23 protein-coding genes and 1 pseudogene are annotated in these 23263 nt (G+C 64.7%); 18 read left to right on the forward strand and 6 right to left on the reverse strand.

The window, feature by feature from the left end; translation table 11 throughout:
* Positions 1–8 precede the first annotated feature (8 nt).
* From IPQ13_11405 to IPQ13_11440, 8 genes and pseudogenes are all read left to right on the forward strand, one after another.
* Complete coding sequence (locus IPQ13_11405; GenBank protein MBL0211497.1) at positions 9–1622, forward strand: PP2C family protein-serine/threonine phosphatase; 1614 nt, start codon at positions 9–11, stop codon at positions 1620–1622.
* A gap of 79 nt (positions 1623–1701) precedes the next feature.
* Entirely contained in the window at positions 1702–2544 is an 843-nt protein-coding gene (locus tag IPQ13_11410; GenBank protein MBL0211498.1) for a zinc metalloprotease HtpX, read from the forward strand.
* Between the two features lie 102 nt (positions 2545–2646).
* Positions 2647–2769: pseudogene (locus tag IPQ13_11415) on the forward strand (protease HtpX).
* Positions 2770–2930: 161 nt separating this feature from the next.
* The gene (gene surE / locus IPQ13_11420) at positions 2931–3689 is read left to right on the forward strand and encodes a 5'/3'-nucleotidase SurE (GenBank protein MBL0211499.1); all 759 of its coding nucleotides are present in this window, start codon (positions 2931–2933) and stop codon (positions 3687–3689) included.
* Complete coding sequence (locus tag IPQ13_11425) at positions 3686–3958, forward strand: acylphosphatase (GenBank protein MBL0211500.1); 273 nt, start codon at positions 3686–3688, stop codon at positions 3956–3958. The genes surE and IPQ13_11425 overlap by 4 nt, the downstream gene beginning before the upstream one ends.
* Positions 3955–4473, forward strand: a complete 519-nt coding sequence (locus IPQ13_11430) for an adenine phosphoribosyltransferase (protein ID MBL0211501.1) — start codon at positions 3955–3957, stop codon at positions 4471–4473. The genes IPQ13_11425 and IPQ13_11430 overlap by 4 nt, the downstream gene beginning before the upstream one ends.
* A 204-nt stretch (positions 4474–4677) precedes the next feature.
* On the forward strand, positions 4678–4923 hold the full coding sequence (locus IPQ13_11435) for an Arc family DNA-binding protein (GenBank protein MBL0211502.1): 246 nt from the start codon (positions 4678–4680) through the stop codon (positions 4921–4923).
* Entirely contained in the window at positions 4920–5312 is a 393-nt protein-coding gene (locus IPQ13_11440) for a type II toxin-antitoxin system VapC family toxin (GenBank protein MBL0211503.1), read from the forward strand. The genes IPQ13_11435 and IPQ13_11440 overlap by 4 nt, the downstream gene beginning before the upstream one ends.
* A gap of 140 nt (positions 5313–5452) precedes the next feature.
* Here IPQ13_11440 and IPQ13_11445 read toward each other — a convergent pair whose 3' ends face one another.
* From IPQ13_11445 to IPQ13_11460, 4 genes are all read right to left on the reverse strand, one after another.
* Positions 5453–7510 carry a HAMP domain-containing protein gene (locus IPQ13_11445; protein ID MBL0211504.1) on the reverse strand — a complete coding sequence of 686 codons (2058 nt, stop codon included), beginning with the start codon at positions 7508–7510 and terminating at the stop codon, positions 5453–5455.
* A 59-nt stretch (positions 7511–7569) separates the two neighbouring features.
* Complete coding sequence (locus IPQ13_11450) at positions 7570–7992, reverse strand: GNAT family N-acetyltransferase (protein MBL0211505.1); 423 nt, start codon at positions 7990–7992, stop codon at positions 7570–7572.
* A complete protein-coding gene (tsaB, locus tag IPQ13_11455; GenBank protein ID MBL0211506.1) occupies positions 7989–8684 on the reverse strand; it encodes a tRNA (adenosine(37)-N6)-threonylcarbamoyltransferase complex dimerization subunit type 1 TsaB in 696 nt (231 codons plus the stop codon). Before tsaB ends, IPQ13_11450 begins: the two co-directional genes overlap by 4 nt.
* 119 nt (positions 8685–8803) lie before the next feature.
* On the reverse strand, positions 8804–9031 hold the full coding sequence (locus IPQ13_11460) for a 50S ribosomal protein L28 (protein MBL0211507.1): 228 nt from the start codon (positions 9029–9031) through the stop codon (positions 8804–8806).
* 103 nt (positions 9032–9134) lie between these two features.
* Here IPQ13_11460 and dprA point away from each other — a divergent pair, with 103 nt between their 5' ends.
* From dprA to IPQ13_11475, 3 genes are all read left to right on the forward strand, one after another.
* Complete coding sequence (gene dprA, locus IPQ13_11465) at positions 9135–9965, forward strand: DNA-protecting protein DprA (protein MBL0211508.1); 831 nt, start codon at positions 9135–9137, stop codon at positions 9963–9965.
* Between the two features lie 105 nt (positions 9966–10070).
* On the forward strand, positions 10071–12536 hold the full coding sequence (topA, locus tag IPQ13_11470; GenBank protein MBL0211509.1) for a type I DNA topoisomerase: 2466 nt from the start codon (positions 10071–10073) through the stop codon (positions 12534–12536).
* A 31-nt stretch (positions 12537–12567) separates the two neighbouring features.
* Complete coding sequence (locus IPQ13_11475) at positions 12568–13050, forward strand: RDD family protein (GenBank protein MBL0211510.1); 483 nt, start codon at positions 12568–12570, stop codon at positions 13048–13050.
* Between the two features lie 10 nt (positions 13051–13060).
* On the opposite strand, the gene IPQ13_11480 is transcribed toward IPQ13_11475, so the two are convergent.
* Entirely contained in the window at positions 13061–13438 is a 378-nt protein-coding gene (locus tag IPQ13_11480; GenBank protein ID MBL0211511.1) for a PilZ domain-containing protein, read from the reverse strand.
* Between the two features lie 90 nt (positions 13439–13528).
* Positions 13529–14080, reverse strand: coding sequence for a helix-turn-helix transcriptional regulator (locus IPQ13_11485; GenBank protein ID MBL0211512.1), 552 nt, complete (start codon positions 14078–14080; stop codon positions 13529–13531).
* A 408-nt stretch (positions 14081–14488) separates the two neighbouring features.
* Between IPQ13_11485 and IPQ13_11490 the strand changes: the two genes are divergently transcribed.
* The 7 genes from IPQ13_11490 to IPQ13_11520 all read left to right on the forward strand — a co-directional run bounded on the left by IPQ13_11490 (position 14489) and on the right by IPQ13_11520 (position 23233).
* Positions 14489–17944 (forward strand): CxxxxCH/CxxCH domain-containing protein, encoded by a 3456-nt coding sequence (locus IPQ13_11490; GenBank protein MBL0211513.1) that lies wholly within the window; start codon positions 14489–14491, stop codon positions 17942–17944.
* Between the two features lie 94 nt (positions 17945–18038).
* Positions 18039–18422, forward strand: coding sequence for a cytochrome c (locus tag IPQ13_11495; protein MBL0211514.1), 384 nt, complete (start codon positions 18039–18041; stop codon positions 18420–18422).
* Positions 18423–18434: 12 nt separating this feature from the next.
* Entirely contained in the window at positions 18435–19235 is an 801-nt protein-coding gene (locus tag IPQ13_11500) for a hypothetical protein (GenBank protein ID MBL0211515.1), read from the forward strand.
* A 15-nt stretch (positions 19236–19250) separates the two neighbouring features.
* Positions 19251–20222 carry a hypothetical protein gene (locus IPQ13_11505; GenBank protein MBL0211516.1) on the forward strand — a complete coding sequence of 324 codons (972 nt, stop codon included), beginning with the start codon at positions 19251–19253 and terminating at the stop codon, positions 20220–20222.
* Between the two features lie 105 nt (positions 20223–20327).
* Positions 20328–22340 carry an NADPH-dependent 2,4-dienoyl-CoA reductase gene (locus tag IPQ13_11510; GenBank protein ID MBL0211517.1) on the forward strand — a complete coding sequence of 671 codons (2013 nt, stop codon included), beginning with the start codon at positions 20328–20330 and terminating at the stop codon, positions 22338–22340.
* A 42-nt stretch (positions 22341–22382) separates the two neighbouring features.
* Positions 22383–22712, forward strand: coding sequence for a DUF2007 domain-containing protein (locus IPQ13_11515; protein ID MBL0211518.1), 330 nt, complete (start codon positions 22383–22385; stop codon positions 22710–22712).
* On the forward strand, positions 22709–23233 hold the full coding sequence (locus IPQ13_11520; GenBank protein ID MBL0211519.1) for an HAD hydrolase family protein: 525 nt from the start codon (positions 22709–22711) through the stop codon (positions 23231–23233). The genes IPQ13_11515 and IPQ13_11520 overlap by 4 nt, the downstream gene beginning before the upstream one ends.
* Positions 23234–23263: the final 30 nt, after the last annotated feature.

Below are 23263 nucleotides of genomic sequence, written 5' to 3' on the forward strand. Positions count from 1 at the left end.
AACCGTTCGTGGCCCCTGAGAATCCCATCAATCCGTTCGACCGCCTCCGGGAACTCTCGCTGCGGATTCCGGAAGGCGCCAGCGAGCTGCTGCCCTTGGTGGATTTCCTGGAAGCCTTTCCGGAGCAGGTCACCGAAGAGGCCCTGGTCCATCTCGTGGGCGTCACGGCCCTGGGCATCGCCAAAGCCAGCCAGGGCGGCCTCTGGGATGGCTACACCTGGATTTTCCTGAGAGGCTCGGCGCCGGCCTTTCCCACCAATCCGGGCAAGGGCTGGATCAGCCTGCCTTGGACCCATGCCGATGACATCTACGGCCACTTGGTGCTCAGGACTCCGACCGCGCCGGCGGCCCTGGAACTGTTGCTTTCCATCTCCGCGCCGCTGCTGGCGTGGCGGCGGGCCGAGGCCCTGCGGAGCGATCAGAACCGGGCCCTGGCCCTGCAACTGGCGCGGCTCAACACCGTGTACGACTTGACCCGGTCCCTGGGCGAAGTGAACACCAAGCCGGACCTCATCCGCCTGATGGCATCCACGATCATGGGCGAGTTCCGGATTCCCCGCATGCTCGTGCTGGATGCGGATGGCGGCGTGCTGCTCAACAAGGGCCTGGGAGTCCTGCCGGTCCAGCTCTCCGGCACCGCCCTCCAGTCTGTGCTTTCGGAAAAAGCCCTGGTCCACGCCATCGAGATCCTGGACCAGGCCCACAGCCACGGCTTCGCCTACGCCGCGGAACCCACCGTGGGCCGCCTGAGCGAAGAAGATGAAGTCTTCCTGCAGACCCTGCTGAACCTCACTTCCAGCCAGCTCACCAGCCTGGATCTCCGGGAAAGCCAGGTGCTCACCCTGAAGATGGAAAAGGACCTGGATCTGGCCCGCAATATCCAGCGCCAGATCCTGCCCCAGGTGCTGCCGGAGCTCGACGGCTGGGAGTGCGCCGGGGCGAATCTTCCCTTCCAGGCGGTGGGCGGGGACCTCTACGATGTGTGGATGGCCGTGGATCCGGTGGGTTCCGTGGAGGCCGAAGCCGAGAGGCTGCACATCGCCGTGGGCGATATCTCAGGCAAGGGCCTGCCGGCCTCGCTGATGATGACGCAGCTTTCCACCTACCTCCGCGCCCGGGCCGACCGCCGCGTGAAGAACTGGGGGCGGCTCGCCAACCGGTTGAACGTGCGCATGAACCAGGTGCGGGACCGCAACCGCTACACCACCCTTTTCGCCGGCAGCCTCAATCCCGAGACGGGTGATCTGCGCTACGTGAACGGTGGCCACAACCCGCCGCTGCTGGTTCCCGCCGACGGCGGATCGGCCATCCGCCTGAGCCCCACGGGGCCCATGGTGGGCCTGCTGCCCAATGCCACCTTCGGCGAAGGCCGCGCCCGCATGGATCCGGGCGATGTGCTCGTGATCTTCACCGATGGCCTGGTGGAGGCGGAGAATCCCGCCACCGGCGAAGACCTGGGCGAGCAGGCCATCATCGACGTGGTGCGCGGCCACCAGGGCAGCAGCGCGGATGATATTTTCGAGCAGATCCTCGTGGCCACCTTCAAACACCTGGGCGACGGCGGATTCAAGGACGACGTGACGCTGGTCGTGGTGAAGCGGGTGGGTGAAGGGGACCGCTAGGCTCCAGGCCGCGAGCACGCACCGCTCCAGGAATATGGGCCCCCGGACTTCGGCTGTAAAATGTTTCCGGAGCGCCTCCATGAACCAGTTCAAGACGCTATTCCTCATCGCCGGGCTCACGGGATTGCTGGTATGGATCGGCGACATGCTGTATCCCGGAGGCCAGGGCCTGCTCATGGCGCTGGCCATTGCGGTGGTGATGAATTTCGTCAGTTATTTCTACTCCGACAGGATCGTGCTGGCTTCCTATGGCGCGAAGATCCTCGAACAGCAAGACGCCCCGGATCTCTACCTGCTGGTATCGCGCATCGCCCAGAGGGCGAACCTCCCCATGCCGCGCCTGGCGCTAGTCGAGGACGACACGCCCAATGCGTTCGCCACGGGCCGCAACCCCGAACATGCCGTGGTGGCGGTGACGACGGGGATGCTCCAACTCCTCAACGATGCCGAGCTGGAAGGCGTGCTGGCCCACGAACTGGGCCATGTGGCGCATCGCGACATCCTCATCAGCTCCCTCGCCTCGGTGCTGGTGCAGGCCATCATGTTCCTGTCGCGCATGGCCATGTGGGTGACGCCCCGCGATTCCGAAGGCCGCTCCAATCCGCTTGCGGGCCTGCTCATCGCCATCTTCGCCCCGCTGTCGGCCATGGTGCTGCAACTGGCGCTCAGCAGGTCCCGCGAATACCTGGCGGATGAATACTCCGCGCAGGTCACGGGCCGCCCCCTGGAGCTGGCCAACGCGCTGGAGCGCATTTCCGGACTCAACCAGATTCAACCGATGCGCGATGCCCAGCCCGCCACGGCCCACATGATGATCGTGAATCCCCTCCGCGGCGGCGGATTGATGAGCCTCTTCTCCACGCATCCGCCCATCGAGGCGCGGATCGAGCGGCTTCGGGCGATGGCATCGGGAATGCGGTAACTACTTTCGTCGCTCGGTGGGCCCTGACTACCCCCCGATCGCACAGTCCACTGGACTGTGCTCCCGCTCCCGCGGCGCCTTCGGCTTGCGATCGCGGAGGGGGCCCCGTCCCACATGATGATCGTGAATCCCCTCCGCGGCGGCGGATTGATGAGCCTCTTCTCCACGCATCCGCCCATCGAGGCGCGGATCGAGCGGCTTCGGGCGATGGCATCGGGAATGTGAATTCGGCTATCAGCTATCGGCTATGAGCTATGAGCCTCATTCGGATGCGGCCGGAGGCCGCGACTTTACTTATGGCGCGCCGGAGGCGCTTCCAGATCAGCTCATGGCTGATAGCCCGTAGCTGATAGCCCATTTCCCGCCCCTGGGCATAAACTAAACCCATGCACAACCGGACCATCCTCATCACCAACGACGACGGGCTTTGGGCTCCTGGCCTCGAGCTTCTGGCGCGGGTGGCCGCCCGGTTCGGGCGGGTGGTGGCGGTGGCGCCGGACCGCAACCGTTCGGCGGTGTCCTCGGCGCTTTCCTTGCATGGAATCCTCCGCCTCCATCCCTTGGGTGAGGACCGCTACGCCTGCGACGGAACACCCGTGGATTGCGTGTTGCTGGGCGTCCGATCCGTGCTGGAGCGCGAGCCGGACTGGGTGCTTTCGGGGGTCAATTACGGCTTCAACCTGGGCGAGGACGTCTTTTATTCCGGCACCGTGGGCGCCGCCTTCGAAGGAGTCCTGCAGGGGTCGAAAGCGGCGGCCTTCTCGATGCATCCCAAGGCCGATCTTGCGGTGGTGGAGGTGTGGATCGAATCGTTCCTCCGCCACTGGGAGCAGATGGAGCTGGGGCCGAACCGGATCTGGAATCTCAACTTTCCCAAAGGAGAGCCCAAGGGATTCAAACTCTGCAACCAGGACAACCGCCAGTACCACAACCTGGTGGAGAAGCGCATCGATCCGCGCGGCACGCCCTACTACTGGATCGGCGGCGACGTGGGCCCCACCTATGCCCGGAGTCCCGGAAGCGATGCGGAGGCCGCGCTGGACGGATGGGTGGCCGCGACCCCGCTGCGCATGGATCTGGCTTGCCCCGAAGTGCTCACCAAGGGCGAGGAATTCAACGCCGCCTTCAATGGGAATGGCGCATGACTTTTGGTTTCCGGGCGAAGGGCCGGGTCCAGGGCGTGGGCTACCGCGCCTTCGTGATACGGCAGGCGCGGGCCCGGAATATCGTCGGGTGGGTGCGCAACGAGGCTGATGGCTCCGTGGCCGGCCAGGCCAGCGGCGACGCCTCGGATCTCGCCCTTTTCCGCAGCCTTCTGTGCAAGGGTCCGGCCTGGGCTTTCGTGGAGTCACTGGACTGGGAACCCCTGAATGAGGGAGAATCCCTTCCCACTTCTTTCGAGATTCGATCATGAGCCTGGACTTCAAATCATTCGTGCGCGACGTGCCGGACTTCCCCAAACCGGGCATCCTCTTCAGGGATATAACGCCCCTCTGGGCCGATCCGGCCGCCTTTGGCGAGGCCATCAAGGCCATGGCGTCGCCGATCCAGACCCTGAAGGCGACCCACGTCCTGGGGCTGGAATCCCGGGGGTTCATTTTCGGCGCGGCCCTGGCTAAAAACCTGGATCTGGGCTTCGTGCCCGCCCGCAAGCCCGGCAAACTTCCGATGCCCACGCTCCAGGAGAAGTACGGCCTCGAATACGGCATGGATGCCCTGGAGATCCACCTGGATGCCTTCAAGGCGGGGGATCGCGTCCTCATCGTGGACGATGTGCTGGCGACGGGCGGCACCGCCGCCGCGGCGCGGCGCCTCGTGGAGCGCACCGGAGCCCAGGCCCTGGCCCTCACCCTCTTCATCGAACTGACGTTCCTGTCAGGCCGCGAAAAGCTGAACGGCCTGCCGGTATTCAGTGTGTTGCGTTACTGATGAAACGCGCCTGATGCTCGGCAAGCTCCTGCTGGTGGTGCTCGCCTCCGCACTGCTCATATCGCCCTTCGCATTGCTCATCCGCCTGCGAAAGCCACGGCGATGAGCGAGGTCATACGCGGCCGCAGCGCCCGCGACAATACCCGCCACTTGACGCCCTGACAGTTAGAAACCATAATGGTTCCATTACGGTTGGAGCCGGAAATGCCCACAACGCTTACCCTGAAGAATATTCCGGATGAAGTATATGACCGGTTGAAACATTCGGCGGAAGCGCACCGCCGCAGCATGAACAGCGAAGCCATCGTGTGTCTGGAGGCGGTGTTGCTGCCGGCCAAGCTGACTCCCACTGAGTGGCTGGCGCGCGCGCGTGAGCTTCGAAGTGCATTGCAGCCGGGGAAGTTCCGGGCGCGCGACATTGATGCCCTGAAGCAGGAAGGGCGCCCATGATCGTGGTGGACTCCAATGTGCTGGCCTACCTGTACCTGCCAGGCGAATACACAGCGGCCGCCGAAGCGCTGCTCGAGCGCGACCCAGAGTGGGCCGCGCCGGTTCTTTGGCGGAGCGAATTGCGCAACATTTTAGCGGGTTGCATGCGACGGAAGTCGCTCACCTTCCACCAAGCATGCAGCCTGCAGAGCGAGGCCGAAAAACTGCTTGCGGGAATGGAGTTCGAGGTTGACTCAGCAGCCGTGCTCGATCTGGTGAAAGATAGTGATTGCTCCGCGTATGACTGCGAGTTCATCGCGCTGGCGATCAGGCTAAGGACCAAGCTCGTGACCATGGACAAGAAACTGCTGCGGGCATTCCCGACACGCACGGTGGCGCTTTTCGCGTGAAAACGACGGAAGCGAGGGAGTCACGTCCCTGCGTCAGCTGAACACTTTTTCGACATTGGACAGCTCGTGACCGCGATGGCCATGGATTATTTATGTGTGGCACCCTCTCGACCCTTGGCTCTCGACCCTCGACTCTTAACTCACGCCCCCATCCCCTTCGGAAGCTCCACGCTGAAGCGGCTGCCTTTGGGCAGGGGCTCGAAAAAGGCTTCGCCGCCATGGTCCGTGGCGATCTTCCGCACGATGGCGAGCCCCAGTCCGGACCCCCGCTCCTTGGTGGAGAAGCTGGGTTCGAAAAGCCGCTCGCGATGGGACTCCTGCACGCCGGGGCCGTCATCCTCGACCTGGATGCGCACGGTGCCGTTCCGGTCCATGAGCCCGACCCGGATGGTGCCTGCATCCTCCACCGCGGCCACCGCGTTGTCCACCAGGTTGATGATGGCCCGTTTCACCATGTCCCCGTCCCAGCGCACGGGCACCGCGTGGTCCGGCAGTTCCCAGTCCCATAGGATCTTGGGATGGGTGGGGCCGTAGAGCGTGGCGGTCTGGCGGAGCAGGTCGCAGGCATCCACATCGCTGGGGTGGGGCGCGGGCAGCCGCGCGAAACGGCTGAAGGCGTCCACCAGCCTCGCCAGGCTCGCGACTTCCGTGAGAATGGTTTCCGCCCCCTGGTTCACCACCTCCGGATCCAGCCGGTTCTCGCGCACCCGGCGCAGCAAACGCTGGGCGGTGAGCTTGATGGGGGTGAGGGGATTCTTCACCTCATGGGCCATGCGGCGGGCCACTTCCTGCCAGGCGGCGCGCTTCTCGGCTTTGGCGAGCAGCGATAGATCCTCCAGCACCGCCAAGGCTCCGCCCCCTTCCAGGGGAGCCAGGATGGCCCGCACCAGGCGGCCCTCGCCTTCGCCGCCCAGGCGCAGCTCCTCCTGGTGGGCCCGCCCGGATTCCCTCGTCTGCTTGAGAAGGTGGAGCAGGTGGCCGAAGCGCTGCTGCGTGGCCCACTCCGCCCAGGAATCCCGATCGGGATCGAAGGCCTCGAGGCCCAGCCAGCGCCGGGCGGCCGGATTCACGAGCCTCAACTGGCCGGCCTGGTCCCAACTGAGCACGCCCACCGGCAGGGCCTCCAGCAGTTGTCCCAGGTAGGCCCGTTGCTGGTCCAGCCGCGCGCTTTGGGCCTCGATGGCGCCGCGGTTGGATTTCAAATCGGAAGTCATGCGGTTGAAGGTCTGGGCGAGAAAGGCCAATTCATCTTCACCCTCCTCGTTGAGCTGGACTTCCAGATCGCCTGTGCCCACGGCCTTCGCGGCTTTGGCCAAGGACCGGATGGGCTCCGACAGGGTCCGCGCGATGGTCAGGCCCGTCCACACCGCGGCGAACAGCGTGAGCACTGTCAGGAACAGGAACGTGCTTTGAGGCAGGGTTTCCAATACGCCGCGGTTCTTGCTCACCTGGAAGGATTCCGCCGACCGCTTTTCCATCCGCAGCAACCCGTCGGCCACGGTCCGGGGCACGAAAATCCCTACCACCAGCTGATCTCCGGTCCGTCCGTTGGCCTCCCCTGCGGTCCTCAACAGCCATCGGCCGTCTTCGGATTCCACGGTCATGGAACCACCTGCGGAGGCGGAGAAGATCGGGCGCTTGATCGTTTCCGGAATCGAGGACCGATCGCCTGCCTGGATCAAATCCAGGCCTTCCTCGGTTCTCAGCCGGTCCAGGTCCCTGAGGTCCGAGCCGCGCACATGCGCGATGGCGGTGTTCAACCTGGCCTGGACCTGGGCGTTGAAGGCCTTGGCCGTGGCCTGGCCGTCCTCGACGATCTCCTTCGTTTCAGGCAGGAACCAGCGGTCCAGGTTCTTGCTGATGGCGTTCTGCCCCACGAAGAACAGGATCAGGCTCGGCACCAGCGTCACGCCGAAGAACGCCAGCACCAGCCGCGTGCGCAGCCGCGCGCCCAGGATGCCCCGGCGGCGTTCGAAGTAGAGCTTGGCCAGGGAGCGCGCCACGATGAAGAGCAGGATGCCGATGGCCAGCACGTTCAACAGGCCCAGGGACATCAGGGCCCACTTCGAAGGCGCGTCGATGGCGCCGCTGACGCGCTCGCTCAGCAGCTTGTAGGCCTTGAAGATCATCCAGACCAGCACCGCGAGTCCCGCGGCGGCATAGAGCCGGGTGAGCTCATGATCCCGTTGGATCTTCATGATCCGGCCCTCATCCGGGACAGCCGTGTATCTTCCTGGTTCCTAATCATGCTGCCAGCCTACCCCAGCTTGCGGTACAGGGCCGCGTCTTCTCCGTTTTTGTAGTAGGCCTTGCGAAGGCCGTCCTGTCTCCAGCCGGCGCTTTCGTACAGGCCGCGGGCCGGAGCATTGGACACGCGGACTTCCAGCAGCAGCGTGGCGATGCCCATGCGGTTCAACTCGGCTTCGCAGGCGAGCAGCAGGGTCCGCCCCAGGCCCTGGCCTCGGCGCCCTGGAGCAACGGCGATGCGGAGCAGTTCCGCCTCCCCCGCCACGGCGTTGACCGCCCAGATGGCGAAGGCTTCCTTCGAGAATCCCCAGGCCTGTTCGTGGCCCGCGAAATCGCCCCAGGCTTCGCCAAAACTGTTCCGGTCCAATTCCTCCAGCCAGGCTGGAACCCCGGAGCCGGGTCCGAGGCGGAACAGCTCCTGTGGTCCGCTCAACGCGCCCTGCCTTTGCGGAGCGCGTCGTCCAGGTGCGCCGAGGCTTCCGGGAAATTCACTTCCGCATCGGTCTCGCGCAGGTAGAACGGATGGATCGGAGCCTCCGGAGGAAGGGCAGGGAGATCTCGGCAAAGCGACACAAGCCCTTCCAACATCGAGGCGCCTTCGTCCTCAAGGCGCAGGGGCGGGCGGGCCGATGGGGAAAGTTTCGGAAGGAGGCTTGAAGGCGCCCACCATTCCTCGGCGGAGATGAGATCGGGCAGATCCGCCAAAGGCACCTTCCGGGCTTCGTTCGCAGCTTCGACGCCATTCCATTTCTGGAGGAACACCTCGCTGCGCTGCCCGTCCAGCAGCACCCAGAAGGCTCCCGTGATGCCAGCCTGTTTCAAGGCGTGGGCGCGCAGCAGGAAGGAGGAGAACCCCCAGGTGGGCAGCCCTGTGAGTGCCAGGCCTTCCGCTGTGGCCACGCCGATGCGGATGCTCGTGAAGCCGCCAGGGCCCGCGCAGCAGCACACACCTTCCAGATCGGCCGCCGAAGCGCCGGCTTCCCCCATGAGGGCCTCCAGGGAGGGCAGCAGCGAGACGCTATGGCTGCGTCCGACGCCCACCACCACCCGCCGGGTCCAGGCGCGTTCCCCATCCACCAGCGCCAGGTGGAGGACTTCGGTGGCGGTGTCGAGGCCAAGGATCATGGGGCGGCTGTCGTCATCGGGTCATGGACATTGGGAGGCATGGGCCATCCTATCGGCAGAGGCGCATCAAATGGAAAGGGCGGCCTTCAGGCCGCCCTTTCCATTCATGGGAAACGTACTTAAGCGGCTGTGCGCTTGGTGGAATTGTTGAGTCCCCGGGGGGCCTTCACGATCTTGCCCGCCTGCAGGCAGGAGGTGCAGATCGTCACCTGCTTGGCCACGCCGTTGACCAGGGCGCGGGCATTCTGAAGGTTGGGATTCCACCGGCGCTTGGTGATGTTGTTGGAATGGGAAACGTTGTTCCCGAATTGGGGCTTCTTGCCGCAAATCTCGCACTGACGGGACATGGGAACCTCGATAAGACAGGACAAACCTTGAAATGGCAAAGCGATGCGCAACAGAAGGAGTAGTCTACCAACTTCCCCTGTCTTTTCAAGGAAGAATCTCCCTTTGAGTCTCCTGGATCCAGCCCGACTTGCGCTTGCCTTCGCCGTGCTGCCCTGGCTGGAGCGCGACAAGGCGCGTCTCTGGGGGACCCTCCAGAATGGCGGGACAGCCGAACTCGGCCCTGAAGCGGTTTCGCAATTGGAGGCCTTGGACCTTCCCCGCTTCCGGAGCGAGGCCGCTGAGCGGAAAGGACGCCTCGTGCTGCCAGGAGATGAAGGCTCGGACGCCTTCTTCGAGCCCTTGCCCTATCCCGTGGCGCTATGGGTCCGTGGCACCCTGCCGCCGCCGGGGCTCCGCATCGCCGTGGTGGGCACCCGCACGCCCAGCCTTCTGGGCCGCGAGCGGGCACGGAACTGGAGCCGCCAGTTGACCGAGCAGGGTGTGGGGGTGATTTCCGGCCTGGCCCGGGGCATCGATGGCGCGGCCCATGCGGGCGCTCTCGAGGCTGGCCCCACCTGGGGAATCATGGGCTCGGGGCTGGACCACCCCTACCCGAAGGAGCACACGGGCCTCATGGAGCGCATCGTGGATTCCGGGGGAGGGTTGATCACGCCCTTTCCGCCGGACGCCCTGCCGCTCAAGTGGCACTTCCCCCGGCGCAACTTGCTGCTCGCGGCCTGGAGCCGGGGCGTGCTCGTGGTCGAAGCCAAGCTGAAAAGCGGCTCGCTGGTCACCGCCAAGCTGGCTCTGGACCTGGGCAAGGAGCTGTGGGTGGTGCCCGGCAGCCCGGAAGATCCGCTGTCCGAGGGGCCGAATTCCCTGTTGCGGGAAGGCGCCGCGCGCCTATGCCGCTCACCGGCCGATCTGTTGGAGGATCTGGCGGAATTGGGCTGAATAAAAAACTTCCCCCTACGGGGGAAAGAAATGCAAATCCCATGCTTGGACTTGACAAGCCTCCAGTCTTTTGTTCCATCATCCAGACCATCCCTGGAGTCTCCTTTGACCAAGCTCGTCATCGTCGAAAGCCCCTCAAAGGCCAAGACCATCGCTAAATACATTGGCAAGGAGTACACGGTGAAGGCCTCCGTGGGCCATATCCGCGACCTTCCCAAGAAGCTCGGCGTGGACATCGAGCATGGCTTCCAGGAGGAATACGAAATCTCCCCGGCCAAAGCCAAGGTGGTCGCGGAGCTCCGGGCCTCGGCCAAAGGCGCCAGTGAATTGATTCTCGCGACCGACCCTGACCGCGAAGGGGAAGCCATTTCCTGGCATCTGCTGGAGGCCATCAAACCCCCGAAATCCCTTCCTGTTTCGCGGGTGCTGTTCAACGAGATCACACCCGCCGGCATCCAGAAGGCCATGGCCAACCCCACGGTCATCAACAAGAAGCTGGTGGACGCCCAGCGGGCCCGGCGCGTGCTGGACCGGCTCGTGGGCTACAAGGTGAGCCAGGTGCTCTGGGACAAGGTCCGGCGAGGACTCTCCGCGGGCCGGGTCCAAAGCGTGACGGTGCGGCTCATCGTGGACCGCGAACGGGAAATCCAGGCCTTCAAGGCAGTGGAATATTGGGTGCTGAAGGGCCGGTTCAGCGCCAAGGTGCCGCCGAATTTCTGGATGCGCCTGGTGAAGCTCAGCGGCCAGGCCCTGCAGCTCGGCAACAAGGAGACCAAGCGCCGGGTGGAAAACGAGAAGCAGGCCCACGGCCTCCGGGACCAGATCCTCAAGGCGCCCTGGAAAGTCACCGGCCTGGAGACCAAGGAAAAGAAGCGCAATCCCGCGCCGCCCTTCACCACGGCGCGCCTCCAGCAGGAGGCCGCCCAGAAGCTGAAGATGAGCGTCAGCCGGACCATGCAGAACGCCCAGCGGCTCTATGAGGGCCTGGATTTCGGCGAAGGTCCCATCGGCCTCATCACTTATATGAGGACGGATTCGCCACGGCTGGCGCCCGAAGCCATCGAGGCCGCCCGGGCCTACATCGCGAAGAAATACGGGAAGGAGTATCTGCCGGCCAAGGCCCGCGTCTATGTCGGCAAGGCCGGCGCCCAGGACGCCCACGAGGCCATCCGCCCCACGGATGTCATGCGGACGCCGGAATCGCTGAGGGAGCACCTGGAGCCCGACCAGTTCCGCCTGTATTCACTCATCTGGCGGCGCACCATGGCGTCGCAGATGGAAGCGGCCCGCATGGACGAGACCGTGGCGAGCGCCGCCGCGGCCCTCGAAAACGGCGAGGAAGCCCTGTTCGAAGCCAAGGGCGAGATCGAACGGTTCCCAGGCTGGCTGGCGGTCTACCGCACAGACAAGAAAGAAACGGATGCCGAGGCCATCCAGGACGCGACCAAGACCGATGGAGAGGAAGAGGAGGAAAAGGTCGGCCTGCCCCCTCTGGAATTGGGCGAGACGCTGACCCTGCAGTCACTGGAAACCGACCAGCAGTTCACCAAGCCGCCGGCGCGCTTCAATGAAGCGACGCTCGTCAAGGAACTCGAAGAGGACGGCATCGGCCGCCCCTCGACCTACGCGAGCATCATCTCCACCATCCAGGACCGGGATTATGTGAAAAAGCACGAAGGCCGCTTCAAGCCCTCGGAGCTGGGCTGCGTGGTGACGGACCTGCTGGTGCAGGGTTTCCACGAGCTGATGAACCCGAAATACACCAGCGGTCTCGAAGCCAATCTGGACCGCGTGGAAGAGGGCTCCCTGACCTTCCTGAAGGCCATGAAGGATTTCTACGGGCCCTTCGAGCAGTCCCTGGCTGACGCGGGCACGCACATGCAAAACCTGAAGGCCGGCGTGCCCTCGGGGGAGGCCTGTCCGAAGTGCGGCGCGCCGCTGCTGAAGCGCATCGGCAAGAACGGCCTTTTTTTCGGGTGCTCGAACTACCACGCTGAAAAACCCGAGGACAAGTGCGACTACACCGCGGAAGTCGAGGCCATGGACGAGCCCGAGGACGCGCCGGAATGCCCGCTCTGCGGCTCGACGCCGATGGCGCTGCGCAAGGGCCAATGGGGGCCGTTCTGGGCCTGCACCAACTATCCGAAATGCAAGGGCATCCGCAAGGCCGACCCGAAGGGGATTCCAGTTCCCGCCGATGTGCCCACCGGCGAGAAATGCCCCGTCTGCGGCAAGGACTTCGTCAAACGCCATGGCCGCTACGGCGAGTTCATCTGCTGCGTGGACTACCCGAGCTGCAAGACCGTGAAGAAGGAGATCCTCGGCGTTCCCTGCCCCAAGTGCGGCGGAGATTTGAGCCCGCGCAAAACGCGCTTCGGGAAGGTGTTCTATGGCTGCACCAATTATCCCAAGTGCGACTTCACGGCCTGGGACAAGCCCGTCGCCCGCACCTGCCCCAAGTGCAAGAGCCCTTACCTCATGGAGAAGACCCGCAAGCCTCGCGGCAAGGATCCCATCCAGGTGCTGCTTTGCCCGGCTCCCGGTTGCGGGTTCGAGGAAGTCCTGGGCTGAGGCGGCTCCCGGATCCCGGTAATATCCCTCCATGGCCATGCCCAATCCCCACCTCGACGGGACCGTCCAGGAGATCGAAGCCGCCACGCGATGGAGCCGCCTCGCGGCGCGGCTCATCGACTACCTCATCTGGTTCGCGCCGCTGGCGCTCTTCATTTTCCCCTGCCTGGGCCCCATCGCGGCCGTGCTGGGCTGGCTCGGAATCCTGGGCGCCCAGATCTGGCTGCTGGTGACCCGGGCGCAGACCATCGGCAAAAAGGGCATGGGCATCTACATCATGCGGACGGATGGGGGGATTCCCCACATCGGATGGCTGCTGGTCCGTGAATTCGCGATCCCCGCCCTGGCCGGACTCCTGCAATACATGGGGAGCGTGAACCACGATGCCGCGGGCCTGTTCTTCAGCCTGGTGGCGAGCCTGCTCTGGCTGATCGACGTGCTGTTCATCTTCGGCCGCACCCGCCGCTGCCTCCACGACTACATTGCCGGTACCCATGTCGTGAAGGCCGCCTAGGCATCCCCCATCAGGGAATGAAAGGCTCCTCGTGGTCTTTCAGGCGGCCCTCGATGTAGGCGCCCAGGGCCCGTGCCTGCTCATCGGGCAACGGGTCGAAGCGCAGGCCGCAACCCATGATGTCCATGCCCTGGCCGCCCCCCAGCGTCCGCATCACGGTGGCGCTCATGGGGTTCGGGGGCAGGTCGGGATGATGGAGGATCAGGTCCTCGATGCGCCGGCCCGCCACCACGCCGCTCGTGTGGCTGGTGTCGATGAAAAGGAAAAGGCCGCCTACGCTCAGGCTGGTCACCCGGATGCCCGCCAGATGCTTGTCCTTGATGCGCAGGGAGGCGCTCAGGCGGCCGTCCACGACATTGATCCTCGGGTGCCGGCGCGGGGTGTCCATCGAGGAGCCTCCATCAGGGGAAGACGAGTCGGATTCGGGTCGTTCCAGAATAACCAGCGTCATACCTGGCTGAAGGGTGGTGGCGCCAGTTCACCCATGGGTCGTGGGCAGGAGCAGGTCTTCCAGGAAGAAAGCGGACAGTTCAGCGCGGCCCGCCAGGCCGGCTTTCCGATAGACATCCTGGGCCTGCTGGCGGACGGTGCGCTCGGAGGTGGACCGCAGCTCCGCGATGTCGCGGGTGCTGAAGCCTTTGAGGAGGAGGAGGGCCACTTCCCGTTCGGCGTGGCTGAGGTTCCATCGCTCGAACTGAATGTCCAGGGCGCGCCCCAGCCCCTCCAAGGCCTGGGCGGCTTCGGCGCGCCACCGGTCGGCCTCCTGCTGGGAAGCTTCCAGGGCCGTTTTCAGGCTGGTGATGGCCTGGCCCCTGTGGCGCAGGACAAGCAGAAGCCGTAGACCCAAGGTAAGGGATACGGTCCCGATCAGGATTTCAAATCCCTGATGCAGGAGGCTCACTTCGCCCTGGATCCGGTCCCACACCAGATCGACCGCGAACTGCACCGCGATGAATAGGAAAACTCCGCTCATCAGCGCCGTGCTGGGGGCTCCGTCATTTGCCGGATGCTGTCTGGGAACGGGCTGCATGGTGTGTGGCTCAGTGGTTATGGGTCGGACGACGGATGGCTGGATGGGCAGCGCTTTCCTATCCTGACAGGACCGAATTGAGGACGCGATGATCGAGTTGTCTCTGCACGCAGCAGCCGCCAAAGACCTTGTGGGGCAAGGGTCCGCGCCTCCCTCTCGATGTTTGGCGGACCTTTGGAAAAGGTCGTTGGCCGTGGAGCGGAATACAACTCGTCCAGGATTTTTGCGGGTCCGGATGGCGAAACATTTTGCTCAACCGCACAATGCCGCCAACTGATCAGCCATGCGTTTCCTTAACTTATATTCCGATATAGACATAGCTGAGGCCCGGCGTCGCACGCCCTTCTCCACTCTGGTCAGGTTCTCCAGGATTTTCCTGGATCCGCGCCGTTTCCCATGGATTCCGCAATGAAGCACGCACTGACATCCCTTCATATGCGGATCTTCGGAGCTGTCCTGCTGCTCATCGGATCGATGCTCGCTTGCAGCCGCGGCGATCAGACCCGGGGCGCGGGGCCGAGCCAGAACGGGCATTTCCATCCGGCGGACTGGATCTCCATCCACCCCGGCAAGGCCATGACTCCAGGCACCCTCGGCGGCTGCAAGGAATGCCATGAAATGACCGTGACGCGGACCGGCAGCGGCATCCCCTCCTGCATGACCGCGGACTGCCACCATAAACCGGTTCCGGGATGGGCCTTGGCGGGGAGCCACGGCGCGAAGGCGAAGCTGGCGCAGGACGCCTCGGGCGGGGGCATGGCTTCCTGCCAGCTCTGCCACGGCACGGACTTCGGCGGCGGCGTCTCCACGAATTCCTGCGAATCCTGCCACACCGTGAAGGCTCCGCATCCAGTGAAACCATGGAGGAATTCCGCCGGGACCACGCACACCAACACGGATCCATCGAATGCGGCGGTCTGCGCGCAATGCCATTTCCCGGGGTCCGCTGTGAATCCGCCCAACCACCCGCCGGTCAGCCCGGCCGCGGGGAGCGCACCCGGATGTTTCAATAACACGCTGTGCCACGGCGAGGCCGCAGCGCCCCATGCCCTGGGCTCCGTGTGGCTGGAGCCCACCAGCCAGAATTTCCATGGCCTTCAGGCGAAGCAGGATCTGCTGTACTGCCAGTCCTGCCACGGCACGCCGGGCACCCCTAAATTCGACGGCGGCTCCGCGTCCACCAAATGCTCCAGTTGCCATACGGCGGCCAAGGCCCACTCGAAGCCCTGGCATCCCGCGCCGGTCGCCACCTTCCCCGGCTACGTGCCCTCCCACCGGAACGCCGGAAAGCGGGACACCTCCTGCAGCGTCTGCCACGACTACACCAAGGGCCGGACGGCCCCGCTCATCGGCGCGCCCAGCTGCTATTCCGCTGCCGAAGGCGGAGTCGGCTGCCACGCCAATGGACCTGGCCAGGCCAACCATGCGGTTCCGTACCTTGAAGCAGGCCACACGGCAGTCACCCAAACGGGGTTCAATTCGAATTGCAGTTCCTGCCACGCGGTGGCGGGGGCCTCGCCACTTTCCTCGGCGCCGCTCTGCAGCGCCTGCCACCAGGCCGGATCTCCGTTGACCCAGGGAAGCTGCGCTTCGTGCCACGCAAAACCGCCCACGGGATCGGTGTTTCCGAATGTGGCGGGCACCCACGCCAAGCATGACGCGCTGAGCGGCCTGACCGGGCAGTGCGCCGCCTGCCACAGCGGATCCGATTCGGGATCCCTGCTCCATTACAACCACGCCAATGGCCGCTCCGGGCACGACTCGCTGCGGACGGCTCCGGGCGAGACCTCGTTCCTGGCCACCTTCAACAGCAAATCCGGTTCCGCCTCCTTCGATCCGACCCAGCTCACCTGCTCCAACGTGAGCTGCCACGGCGGAAAGACGACGCCGAACTGGCAGAACGGCATCATCGACGTGAACAGCGAAGCCGGGTGCCAGCAGTGCCACGTGGTCGGCACCGCCGTGGGGACGCCGGAAAACAACAGCGCCTACAGCGGCCTCCACGCGGTGCACATGGCCGCGAAGGCTGGGGCGGCCTGCGTGGATTGCCATGCGATGGGCAACAGCACGGCCGGCGCCCAGAACCACTTCAAGTTCCTCAACACGCCCCAGATGGAAGGCCCCGCCAGCAGCACCATCGCGCCCCAGGGCAATCCGTCCTTCTACAATATCCCGACCCAGACCTGCGGCAATTTCGTCTGCCACGGACAGCAGCACACCAACTACTCCTGGATCGGGGGAGCGAACCACGCCGTCCCCTTCCTCGACAGCGCCCACTTCACCGCCAGCCAGAGCGGCTTCGATGCCAATTGCAAGAACTGCCACTCGGACACGGGCTCGTCCCCGATCGCGGCGGCGCCGCTCTGCTCGACCTGCCACCAGGCTTCCTCGGTGCTGACGGTGTCGAACTGCGCATCTTGCCACACCAAGCCTCCAACGGGGGCGGCCTTCCCGAATGTGGCCGGAAAGCACGGCAAGCACGATGCGCTCGATGGCGTCGCTGGGGTCTGCTCGTCCTGCCACACGGGTTCCGATTCGACCACGCTTTCGCACTACGACCATGCCAATGCGCGTCCCGGCAAGGATGCGCTGCGGGTGCCGCCCGCCCCCACGGCTTTCATGTCGGTGTACAACGCGAAATCCGGCTCGGCCTCGTTCAATCCCGCCACGCTCACCTGCTCCAGCGTGAGCTGCCACGGCGGACAATCCGCGTCGAGCTGGCAGACCGGCACCATCGATCCGAATGCCGACGCCGGCTGCCGCCAGTGCCACGCCCTCGGCACCTCCCAGGGCGTTCCCCAGTACAACAGCCTCTTCTCCGGTCTGCACGCCAAGCATCTGGGCACCGAGGTCAATGCGCTCTGCACCGAATGCCACATCATGTCCAATGGCACCGCCGGAGCCCAGAACCACTTCAAATTCCTGAACACCACGCAGATGGAAGGCCCCGCCGGCAGCACCGTGGCGCCCCTGGGCAACCCGGCCTTCTACAACATTCCTGCGCAGACCTGCGGCACCTTCACCTGCCACGGGACCCAGCACGGCAACTTCTCGTGGACCGGCGGCCCGAACCACGCCGTCCCGTTCCTGAGTCCTGACCACACCTCGGTGACCCAAGGCGGATACGATGCCGACTGCAAGACTTGCCATGCGGTTTCCGGCACCTCCCCGCTCGCTTCGGCGCCGCTCTGCTCCAGCTGCCACCAAGGCGGATCGCCCCTGACGATCTCGAATTGCGCTTCGTGCCATGCCGAGCCGCCCACGGGAAGCGTCTTCCCGAATATCGCCGGCACGCATGCCACCCATGATTCCCTCCAGGGCGTCACGGGCGCCTGCAACACCTGCCACAGCAATTCGGGCACGACCACGCAGCTCCATTACGACCACGCCAACGGGCGGCCCGGCCACGATGCGCTCCGGGTCCCCCCGGGCGAGGTGCAGACCCTCTCCACCTACAACGCCAAGACCGGCGCGGCCTCCTTCAACACCGCGGGCCTCACCTGCTCCAACGTCAGCTGCCATGGCGGCCAGACCACCCCGAATTGGCAGACCGGCTCCATCAACGTGGACACCCAGTGCGCTTCCTGCCATGTCCGTGGAACCACCCAATTCAACAGCTACAACTCCGGGGAGCACAAAAAGCACGTGGTGGACGAAGGGATCGCATGCGTCGAATGCCACAACACCACAACGCTTGCGGTCAACCATTTCACCACCCTGGGCACATCGGCCATGGAGGGCCCAGCCTCAGCCACCATCGGCGGCGGCGCGACGGCGATCCCGGCGGGCGCCTGGAACGCCACGAACAAGACCTGCACCTTCAATTGCCATGGCCAGGAGAACCACAACAACGAGCAGTGGTAGGAACCCATCCCTGATCCATCCCCAACCCGAAGCTCACCGGAGCTTCACCACCCTGGAACCCGGCTGTTTTCACTCAACCCCTAAAGGAGGCACCATGAACCCCTTCACCCACCGCCTGCCAGGCTTCAACCGCCTGGTGCTCGCCGCTCTGCTCGTCTCGGGAGCCGCCCTGTTCGGCGGCGACCAGGCCAAGGACCTTCCCAAATTCGACGGCAATCTCCAGAAGTACTGGAATGATGCCTGCGCGCGCTGCCACGGCGCCAATGGCAATGGCCGGGACAACAGCGGCAAAGCGCTGCCGGACGCGGGCTTCGACTTCACCGACAGCCGCAAGGCGAACAAGAAGAAGGACAGCGATTGGGTGAAGGTGACCCTGGTGGGCAAAGACAAGATGCCCGCTTTCAAAGACAAGATGTCCGAAGCCGATGTCCAGAAAATGATCACCGAGATCATCCGCAAATTCGCGGCCAAGCGCTGAGCCGGGGCCGCCATGACGCACAAGATGTTCCCAAAGATCGCGCCTCTGGCCGCTTGCGTCCTGCTGGCCGGCGGCGCCCTGAACGCCGAGGAATCGGAAATCCCCGTCGCCATCAACCTGCCGACGGCGGACCGGATGCAATTCTGGGACATCGGCCTGGTATTCACCCACCGCTTCCTTTCGCCGGTGAAGGACCACGGCAAGGACCTCTACGGCCTGGACGGCTTCACCTACGCTGGTTTCGGATTCAATTTCGGCATCAAGTCGGTGGAGGGCTTGAATGCCAGCATCTACCGCACGGCGGACAACAAGACCTTCACCGTGGCGCTCCAGCAGCAGCTCCTGAACAAGGACCGGATCCGCATGTCCGCCAGGGTGGAGCGCTTCGACGAGGTGGTCACCCAGGTGGCGACCAAGGATGGAACCGTCGGCATCAGCGGCATGGTCTTCCAGCTCCCGACCGAGATTTTCGTCACGGATGATCTGGTGCTGTCCGTGGTCCCCACCTACCTGAGCCGCACCACCACCCAGGAGAAGAGCATTTTCAACTATGGCATCGGGCTGCACTACGACTTCACGGGCAAGTTCAGGTTCGTCGCGGAGTACTACCCCCGGCCTTCGAAAATCGCCAAGACCTTCGAGACGGGCTTCGCGGCGGGCATCTCCTACAAGACCTTCAAGCACCGCTTCACGCTGATGGGCACGAACAGCACCGGGACCACCGCGCATCAGGTGCTCGGCGGCGACTACGGCGGCGGGCCCAAGCCCAAAGGCGACTGGTCGATTGGTTTCAACGTAGCGCGCGTGTTTTGAGACAAAGGGTCCTGGATGCCTGAATCACTGCTCGACCTGTTCGCCCGCGAACATCCCGCCTTCGTGCATCTGCCGCTGGGCCTGGTGATCGCGCTGCCCTTCGCCATGGCCATCTCCTTCAAGGCCAAGCATCCGCATGCCTGGAAACTCGCTTCGTTCTTTCTGGCGGGCCTGGCGTTCATGAGCAGCGCCGTGGCCCTGCTCAGCGGCTTGTTCTGGGGCCGCCAGATCTCCCTGATTCCGCCCGGGGGCTTTCTCCCCGTGGTGGCGTCCGAGAAGCAGGTCCTCCAGAAAATGCTCCAGCTCCATGAATTCGCTGCCTTCGCCGGAATCGTCATCGGCCTGCTCTGCCTCGTCCTGCTTTGGCGTTCGCTGAAGCAGGATGGCCCGGCCCGCGCCGATGCCTCCACCCTGCGGCGGCGCCTTTCCGATCGCGGCGTGGGGATCGCGCCGCTGTTCGTCAGTTTCCTCTGGGTCGCTTCGTGGGGCTTCTGCGGGAAGCTCGGGGGCATCATGGTTTTCGGCAACGAGGAGACCAACAGGGCCGCGGCCGAGGCCGACCAGGCCCGCAAGGGCGACGCAGAAGCGGATCTCCCCATCCGCGCGCTGGATTACGCCAGCCTTGAACCCGCCCAGGCCGCTCCGGCCAGGAGCAAAGCCCATGGGAACCGCTGGGCCCGCGTATGGGTGACCGCCTCGGGCATCGACGACTACAAAGCGGGGAAGCCGCTTCCAGCAGGCGCCTATGCGGTGTTGAGCTCGGTCGAGGACCTGCGCGGAAAACCCGGCCAGGAACCCGGCCCGCTCTACATGAGGGAGACTCTGGCGGATGGCCGCGTGTCGTTCGCATTCTATTGGCCCCGCGTGCCTGAATCCCAGCGTGCCGAGACCAATGGCGAGGATTTCGCCTATTGGCGGAGCCCCAGCGAAAAGCTGAAATCCTGCGCCGTTTGCCACGCCACGGCAGGGCCGGCGGCCAAGCCCTGATCGTTCCGGCCTGCCCGGAGGCGAGGCCCGCATTTGGACCGCGGGGCCTGTCTCCGGGTAGGCCTGCTCTGGCCCTACACTGGATGGACCTCCTGGGAGCGTCCCGTGTCCTTCCCCCACCTGCTGGCCCCCCTCGATCTCGGGTTCACCACGCTTCCGAACCGCGTGCTCATGGGTTCCATGCATACGGGACTGGAGGAGGAGAAGGGCGGCTTCGAGAAGCTGGCCGCATTTTTCAAGGAGCGGGCCCAGGGCGGCGTCGGCCTCATGGTCACCGGGGGGATCGCGCCGAATCTGCGGGGGCGCCTGGCGCCCTTCGGCGCGCAGCTCAGCTGGCCCTGGCAGGTGCGGAAGCACCGCCTGATCACCGAAGCGGCGCATGCGGGCGGCGGGAGGATCGCGATGCAGATCCTCCATGGCGGACGCTACAGCTACCATCCGCTGTCCGTTTCGGCTTCGAACGTGAAATCCCCCATCACGCCCTTCAAACCGTCTGCGCTTTCCGGCCGGGGCGTCGAGGGCACCATCCGCGACTATGTGTCCTGCGCCCGCTACGCCCAGGAGGCGGGCTATGACGGCGTGGAGATCATGGGCAGCGAGGGCTACCTGATCAACCAGTTCCTGGTGGCCCGCACCAACCGCCGCACGGATAAGTGGGGCGGCTATTACGAGAACCGCATGCGCTTTCCGGTGGAGATCGTGCGGCGCACCCGGGAAGCGGTGGGGCCGAACTTCATCCTGATCTTCCGGCTTTCCATGCTCGACCTCGTGCCCGAAGGCTCCACCTGGGAAGAGGTGGTGCAGCTCGCCAAGGCCGTGGAAGCCGCGGGCGCCACCATCATCAACACCGGCATCGGCTGGCACGAGGCCCGCGTCCCCACCATCGGCGCCATGGTGCCGCGCGGCGCCTACGCCTGGGTGACCCGGCGCATGAAGGGCGAAGTGAAGATTCCCCTCATCACCACCAACCGCATCAACACGCCGGAGCTGGCGGAAACCATTCTTGCGCGCGGCGACGCGGACATGGTTTCCATGGCGCGCCCGCTGCTCGCCGACCCAGAGTTCGTGCTCAAGGCCGCCCGGGACCGCAGCGATGAAATCAACACCTGCATCGCCTGCAACCAGGCCTGCCTGGACCATGTCTTCGAACAAAAACGTGCGACCTGTCTCGTGAATCCAAGGGCCTGCTACGAGACGGAACTGAATTTCCAGAAAGCGGCGAATTTCAAGCGCATCGCCGTGGTGGGCGGAGGCGCCGCGGGCATGGCCTTCGCGGGCTACGCCGCCGAGCGGGGCCACCGGGTGACGTTGTTCGAGGCGGCCGGCGAGCTGGGCGGCCAGCTCAATCTGGCCAAGCGGGTGCCGGGCAAGGAAGAATTTTATGAAACCCTGCGCTATTTCTCGCGCCGTCTCGAGCTGATGAACGTCGACGTGAAGCTGAACACCCGCGCTTCCGCCGAGGAACTGAAAACCTTCGATGAAATCGTGCTCGCCACGGGCGTCCTGCCGCGCCAGCCAGAAATCCCCGGCATGGACCATTCGAAAGTCGTCAGCTACCCGGACCTGCTATCGGGACGCAGGAAAGCGGGCGCGAAGGTGGCCATCATCGGCGCCGGCGGCATCGGCTTCGATGTGGCGGAATTCCTGGTGGCGGAAGGCGAGAAACCCGACATCGGCGTCTATTTGAGAACCTGGGGCGTGGACGAGCGGGAAGGCCCCCGCGGTGGGCTCCAGGCCTCGCCGGAGAAGCCGAGGCCAGGCCGCACGGTGTTCCTCTGCCAGCGCAAAAGCGACCGCATGGGGGCCACCCTGGGCAAGACCACGGGCTGGGTCCACCGCGCCACGCTCAAGGCCAACCAGGTGAAGATGATCGGCGGCGTCACCTATGAACGCATCGACGACCAGGGCCTGTGGATCCGCGAGAGCGGCGGCGAACCGCGCTGCCTCGACGTGGATTCCGTCATCAACTGCTCCGGCCAGCTCAGCCAGCGCGAGTTGGTGGAACCCCTGAAGGCCACAGGCGTTCCCGTGCACCTCATCGGCGGCGCCGAGCTGGCCGCTGAACTCGATGCCAAGCGCGCCATCCGCCAAGGCGCGGAGTTGGCGGCGAAGATCTAGTGGCGGGTCCATGTTCCAGCTAGGCGGTGCCGGGAGTCCATCATGATGAAGGTTTTCGAAGCCCGGCACCATGCCGAGGCCCATTTCGTGGCGGGGCTTCTCGACGCTTCTGGAATTTCCGCGGAGGTCCGTGGCGAGTCCCTTTTCACTACCGTGGAAGGCGGCACCGCCATTCCAGGAATGCGCCCTTCGGTCTGGATCCTGGAAGACCGTCAACAGGAGAAAGCGAGGGAGATCCTCTCGAACTACGCGACCGGGGAGGGCGCGCCGACCTTTTCCGACGGCCCGTGGAAGTGTCCACGGTGCGGTGAAATCCACGAACCCCAATTTGCCGCATGCTGGAATTGTGGAACCGAGAATAATAGGGAATGACCGACCTCCAATCCCGCGCCCGCCGAATAAAATTGCTGTGCACCGATGTGGATGGCGTGCTCACGGACGGGTCCCTTCATTTCGGCCGGGAACCGGGCCATACCAAGGCTTTCAATGTGCGGGACGGCGCGGGCATCAAGTGGCTGCAGAAGGCCGGCATCCCGGTGGCGTTCATCTCTGGGCTGGATTCCCCTTCAACCTGGAACCGCGCGAAGCAACTGGAGGTAGTGGACTGCTTCGCGGGGCATCTGCAGAAGCTGCCGATCCTGGAACAGCTGTGCGCCAAGTACGGGTTGCAAATGGACCAGGTCGCGTTCATCGGCGATGATCTGCACGATCTGCCTCTGCTTAAGCGGGTGGGCTTGGCGGTTTGTCCCGAAGATGCGGTGGCCGAAGTGCGCGCCGCATCCCATTGGATTGTCCCCCTCTACGGCGGCCGCGGCATCCTGCGCGCCGTGGCAGAAGAGATCCTGAAGGCGCAAGGGAAGTGGGATGAGGTGGTGGGGCGGTACTCGGTTTGAGTCCCAAGTCTCAAGTCTCAAGTCTCAAGT

It is taken from the genome of Holophagaceae bacterium, assembly GCA_016720465.1.
Lineage (GTDB): Bacteria > Acidobacteriota > Holophagae > Holophagales > Holophagaceae > JANXPB01.

What these genes read in the sequence shown, in the direction of transcription:
- IPQ13_11490 (MBL0211513.1), top strand. Translation starts at nt 14,489, where the DNA reads ATGAAGCACGCACTGACATCCCTTCATATGCGGATCTTCGGAGCTGTC.
- tsaB (MBL0211506.1), bottom strand. Translation starts at nt 8,684, where the DNA reads ATGATCCTTGGCCTCGACACCGCCACCGAAGTCCTCCACCTGGCGCTG.
- IPQ13_11505 (MBL0211516.1), top strand. Translation starts at nt 19,251, where the DNA reads ATGCCTGAATCACTGCTCGACCTGTTCGCCCGCGAACATCCCGCCTTC.
- IPQ13_11480 (MBL0211511.1), bottom strand. Translation starts at nt 13,438, where the DNA reads ATGGACACCCCGCGCCGGCACCCGAGGATCAATGTCGTGGACGGCCGC.
- IPQ13_11520 (MBL0211519.1), top strand. Translation starts at nt 22,709, where the DNA reads ATGACCGACCTCCAATCCCGCGCCCGCCGAATAAAATTGCTGTGCACC.
- IPQ13_11515 (MBL0211518.1), top strand. Translation starts at nt 22,383, where the DNA reads ATGATGAAGGTTTTCGAAGCCCGGCACCATGCCGAGGCCCATTTCGTG.
- IPQ13_11445 (MBL0211504.1), bottom strand. Translation starts at nt 7,510, where the DNA reads ATGAAGATCCAACGGGATCATGAGCTCACCCGGCTCTATGCCGCCGCG.
- IPQ13_11440 (MBL0211503.1), top strand. Translation starts at nt 4,920, where the DNA reads ATGATCGTGGTGGACTCCAATGTGCTGGCCTACCTGTACCTGCCAGGC.
- IPQ13_11460 (MBL0211507.1), bottom strand. Translation starts at nt 9,031, where the DNA reads ATGTCCCGTCAGTGCGAGATTTGCGGCAAGAAGCCCCAATTCGGGAAC.
- IPQ13_11495 (MBL0211514.1), top strand. Translation starts at nt 18,039, where the DNA reads ATGAACCCCTTCACCCACCGCCTGCCAGGCTTCAACCGCCTGGTGCTC.
- IPQ13_11500 (MBL0211515.1), top strand. Translation starts at nt 18,435, where the DNA reads ATGACGCACAAGATGTTCCCAAAGATCGCGCCTCTGGCCGCTTGCGTC.
- IPQ13_11410 (MBL0211498.1), top strand. Translation starts at nt 1,702, where the DNA reads ATGAACCAGTTCAAGACGCTATTCCTCATCGCCGGGCTCACGGGATTG.
- surE (MBL0211499.1), top strand. Translation starts at nt 2,931, where the DNA reads ATGCACAACCGGACCATCCTCATCACCAACGACGACGGGCTTTGGGCT.
- IPQ13_11485 (MBL0211512.1), bottom strand. Translation starts at nt 14,080, where the DNA reads ATGCAGCCCGTTCCCAGACAGCATCCGGCAAATGACGGAGCCCCCAGC.
- IPQ13_11430 (MBL0211501.1), top strand. Translation starts at nt 3,955, where the DNA reads ATGAGCCTGGACTTCAAATCATTCGTGCGCGACGTGCCGGACTTCCCC.
- IPQ13_11425 (MBL0211500.1), top strand. Translation starts at nt 3,686, where the DNA reads ATGACTTTTGGTTTCCGGGCGAAGGGCCGGGTCCAGGGCGTGGGCTAC.
- IPQ13_11435 (MBL0211502.1), top strand. Translation starts at nt 4,678, where the DNA reads ATGCCCACAACGCTTACCCTGAAGAATATTCCGGATGAAGTATATGAC.
- IPQ13_11475 (MBL0211510.1), top strand. Translation starts at nt 12,568, where the DNA reads ATGGCCATGCCCAATCCCCACCTCGACGGGACCGTCCAGGAGATCGAA.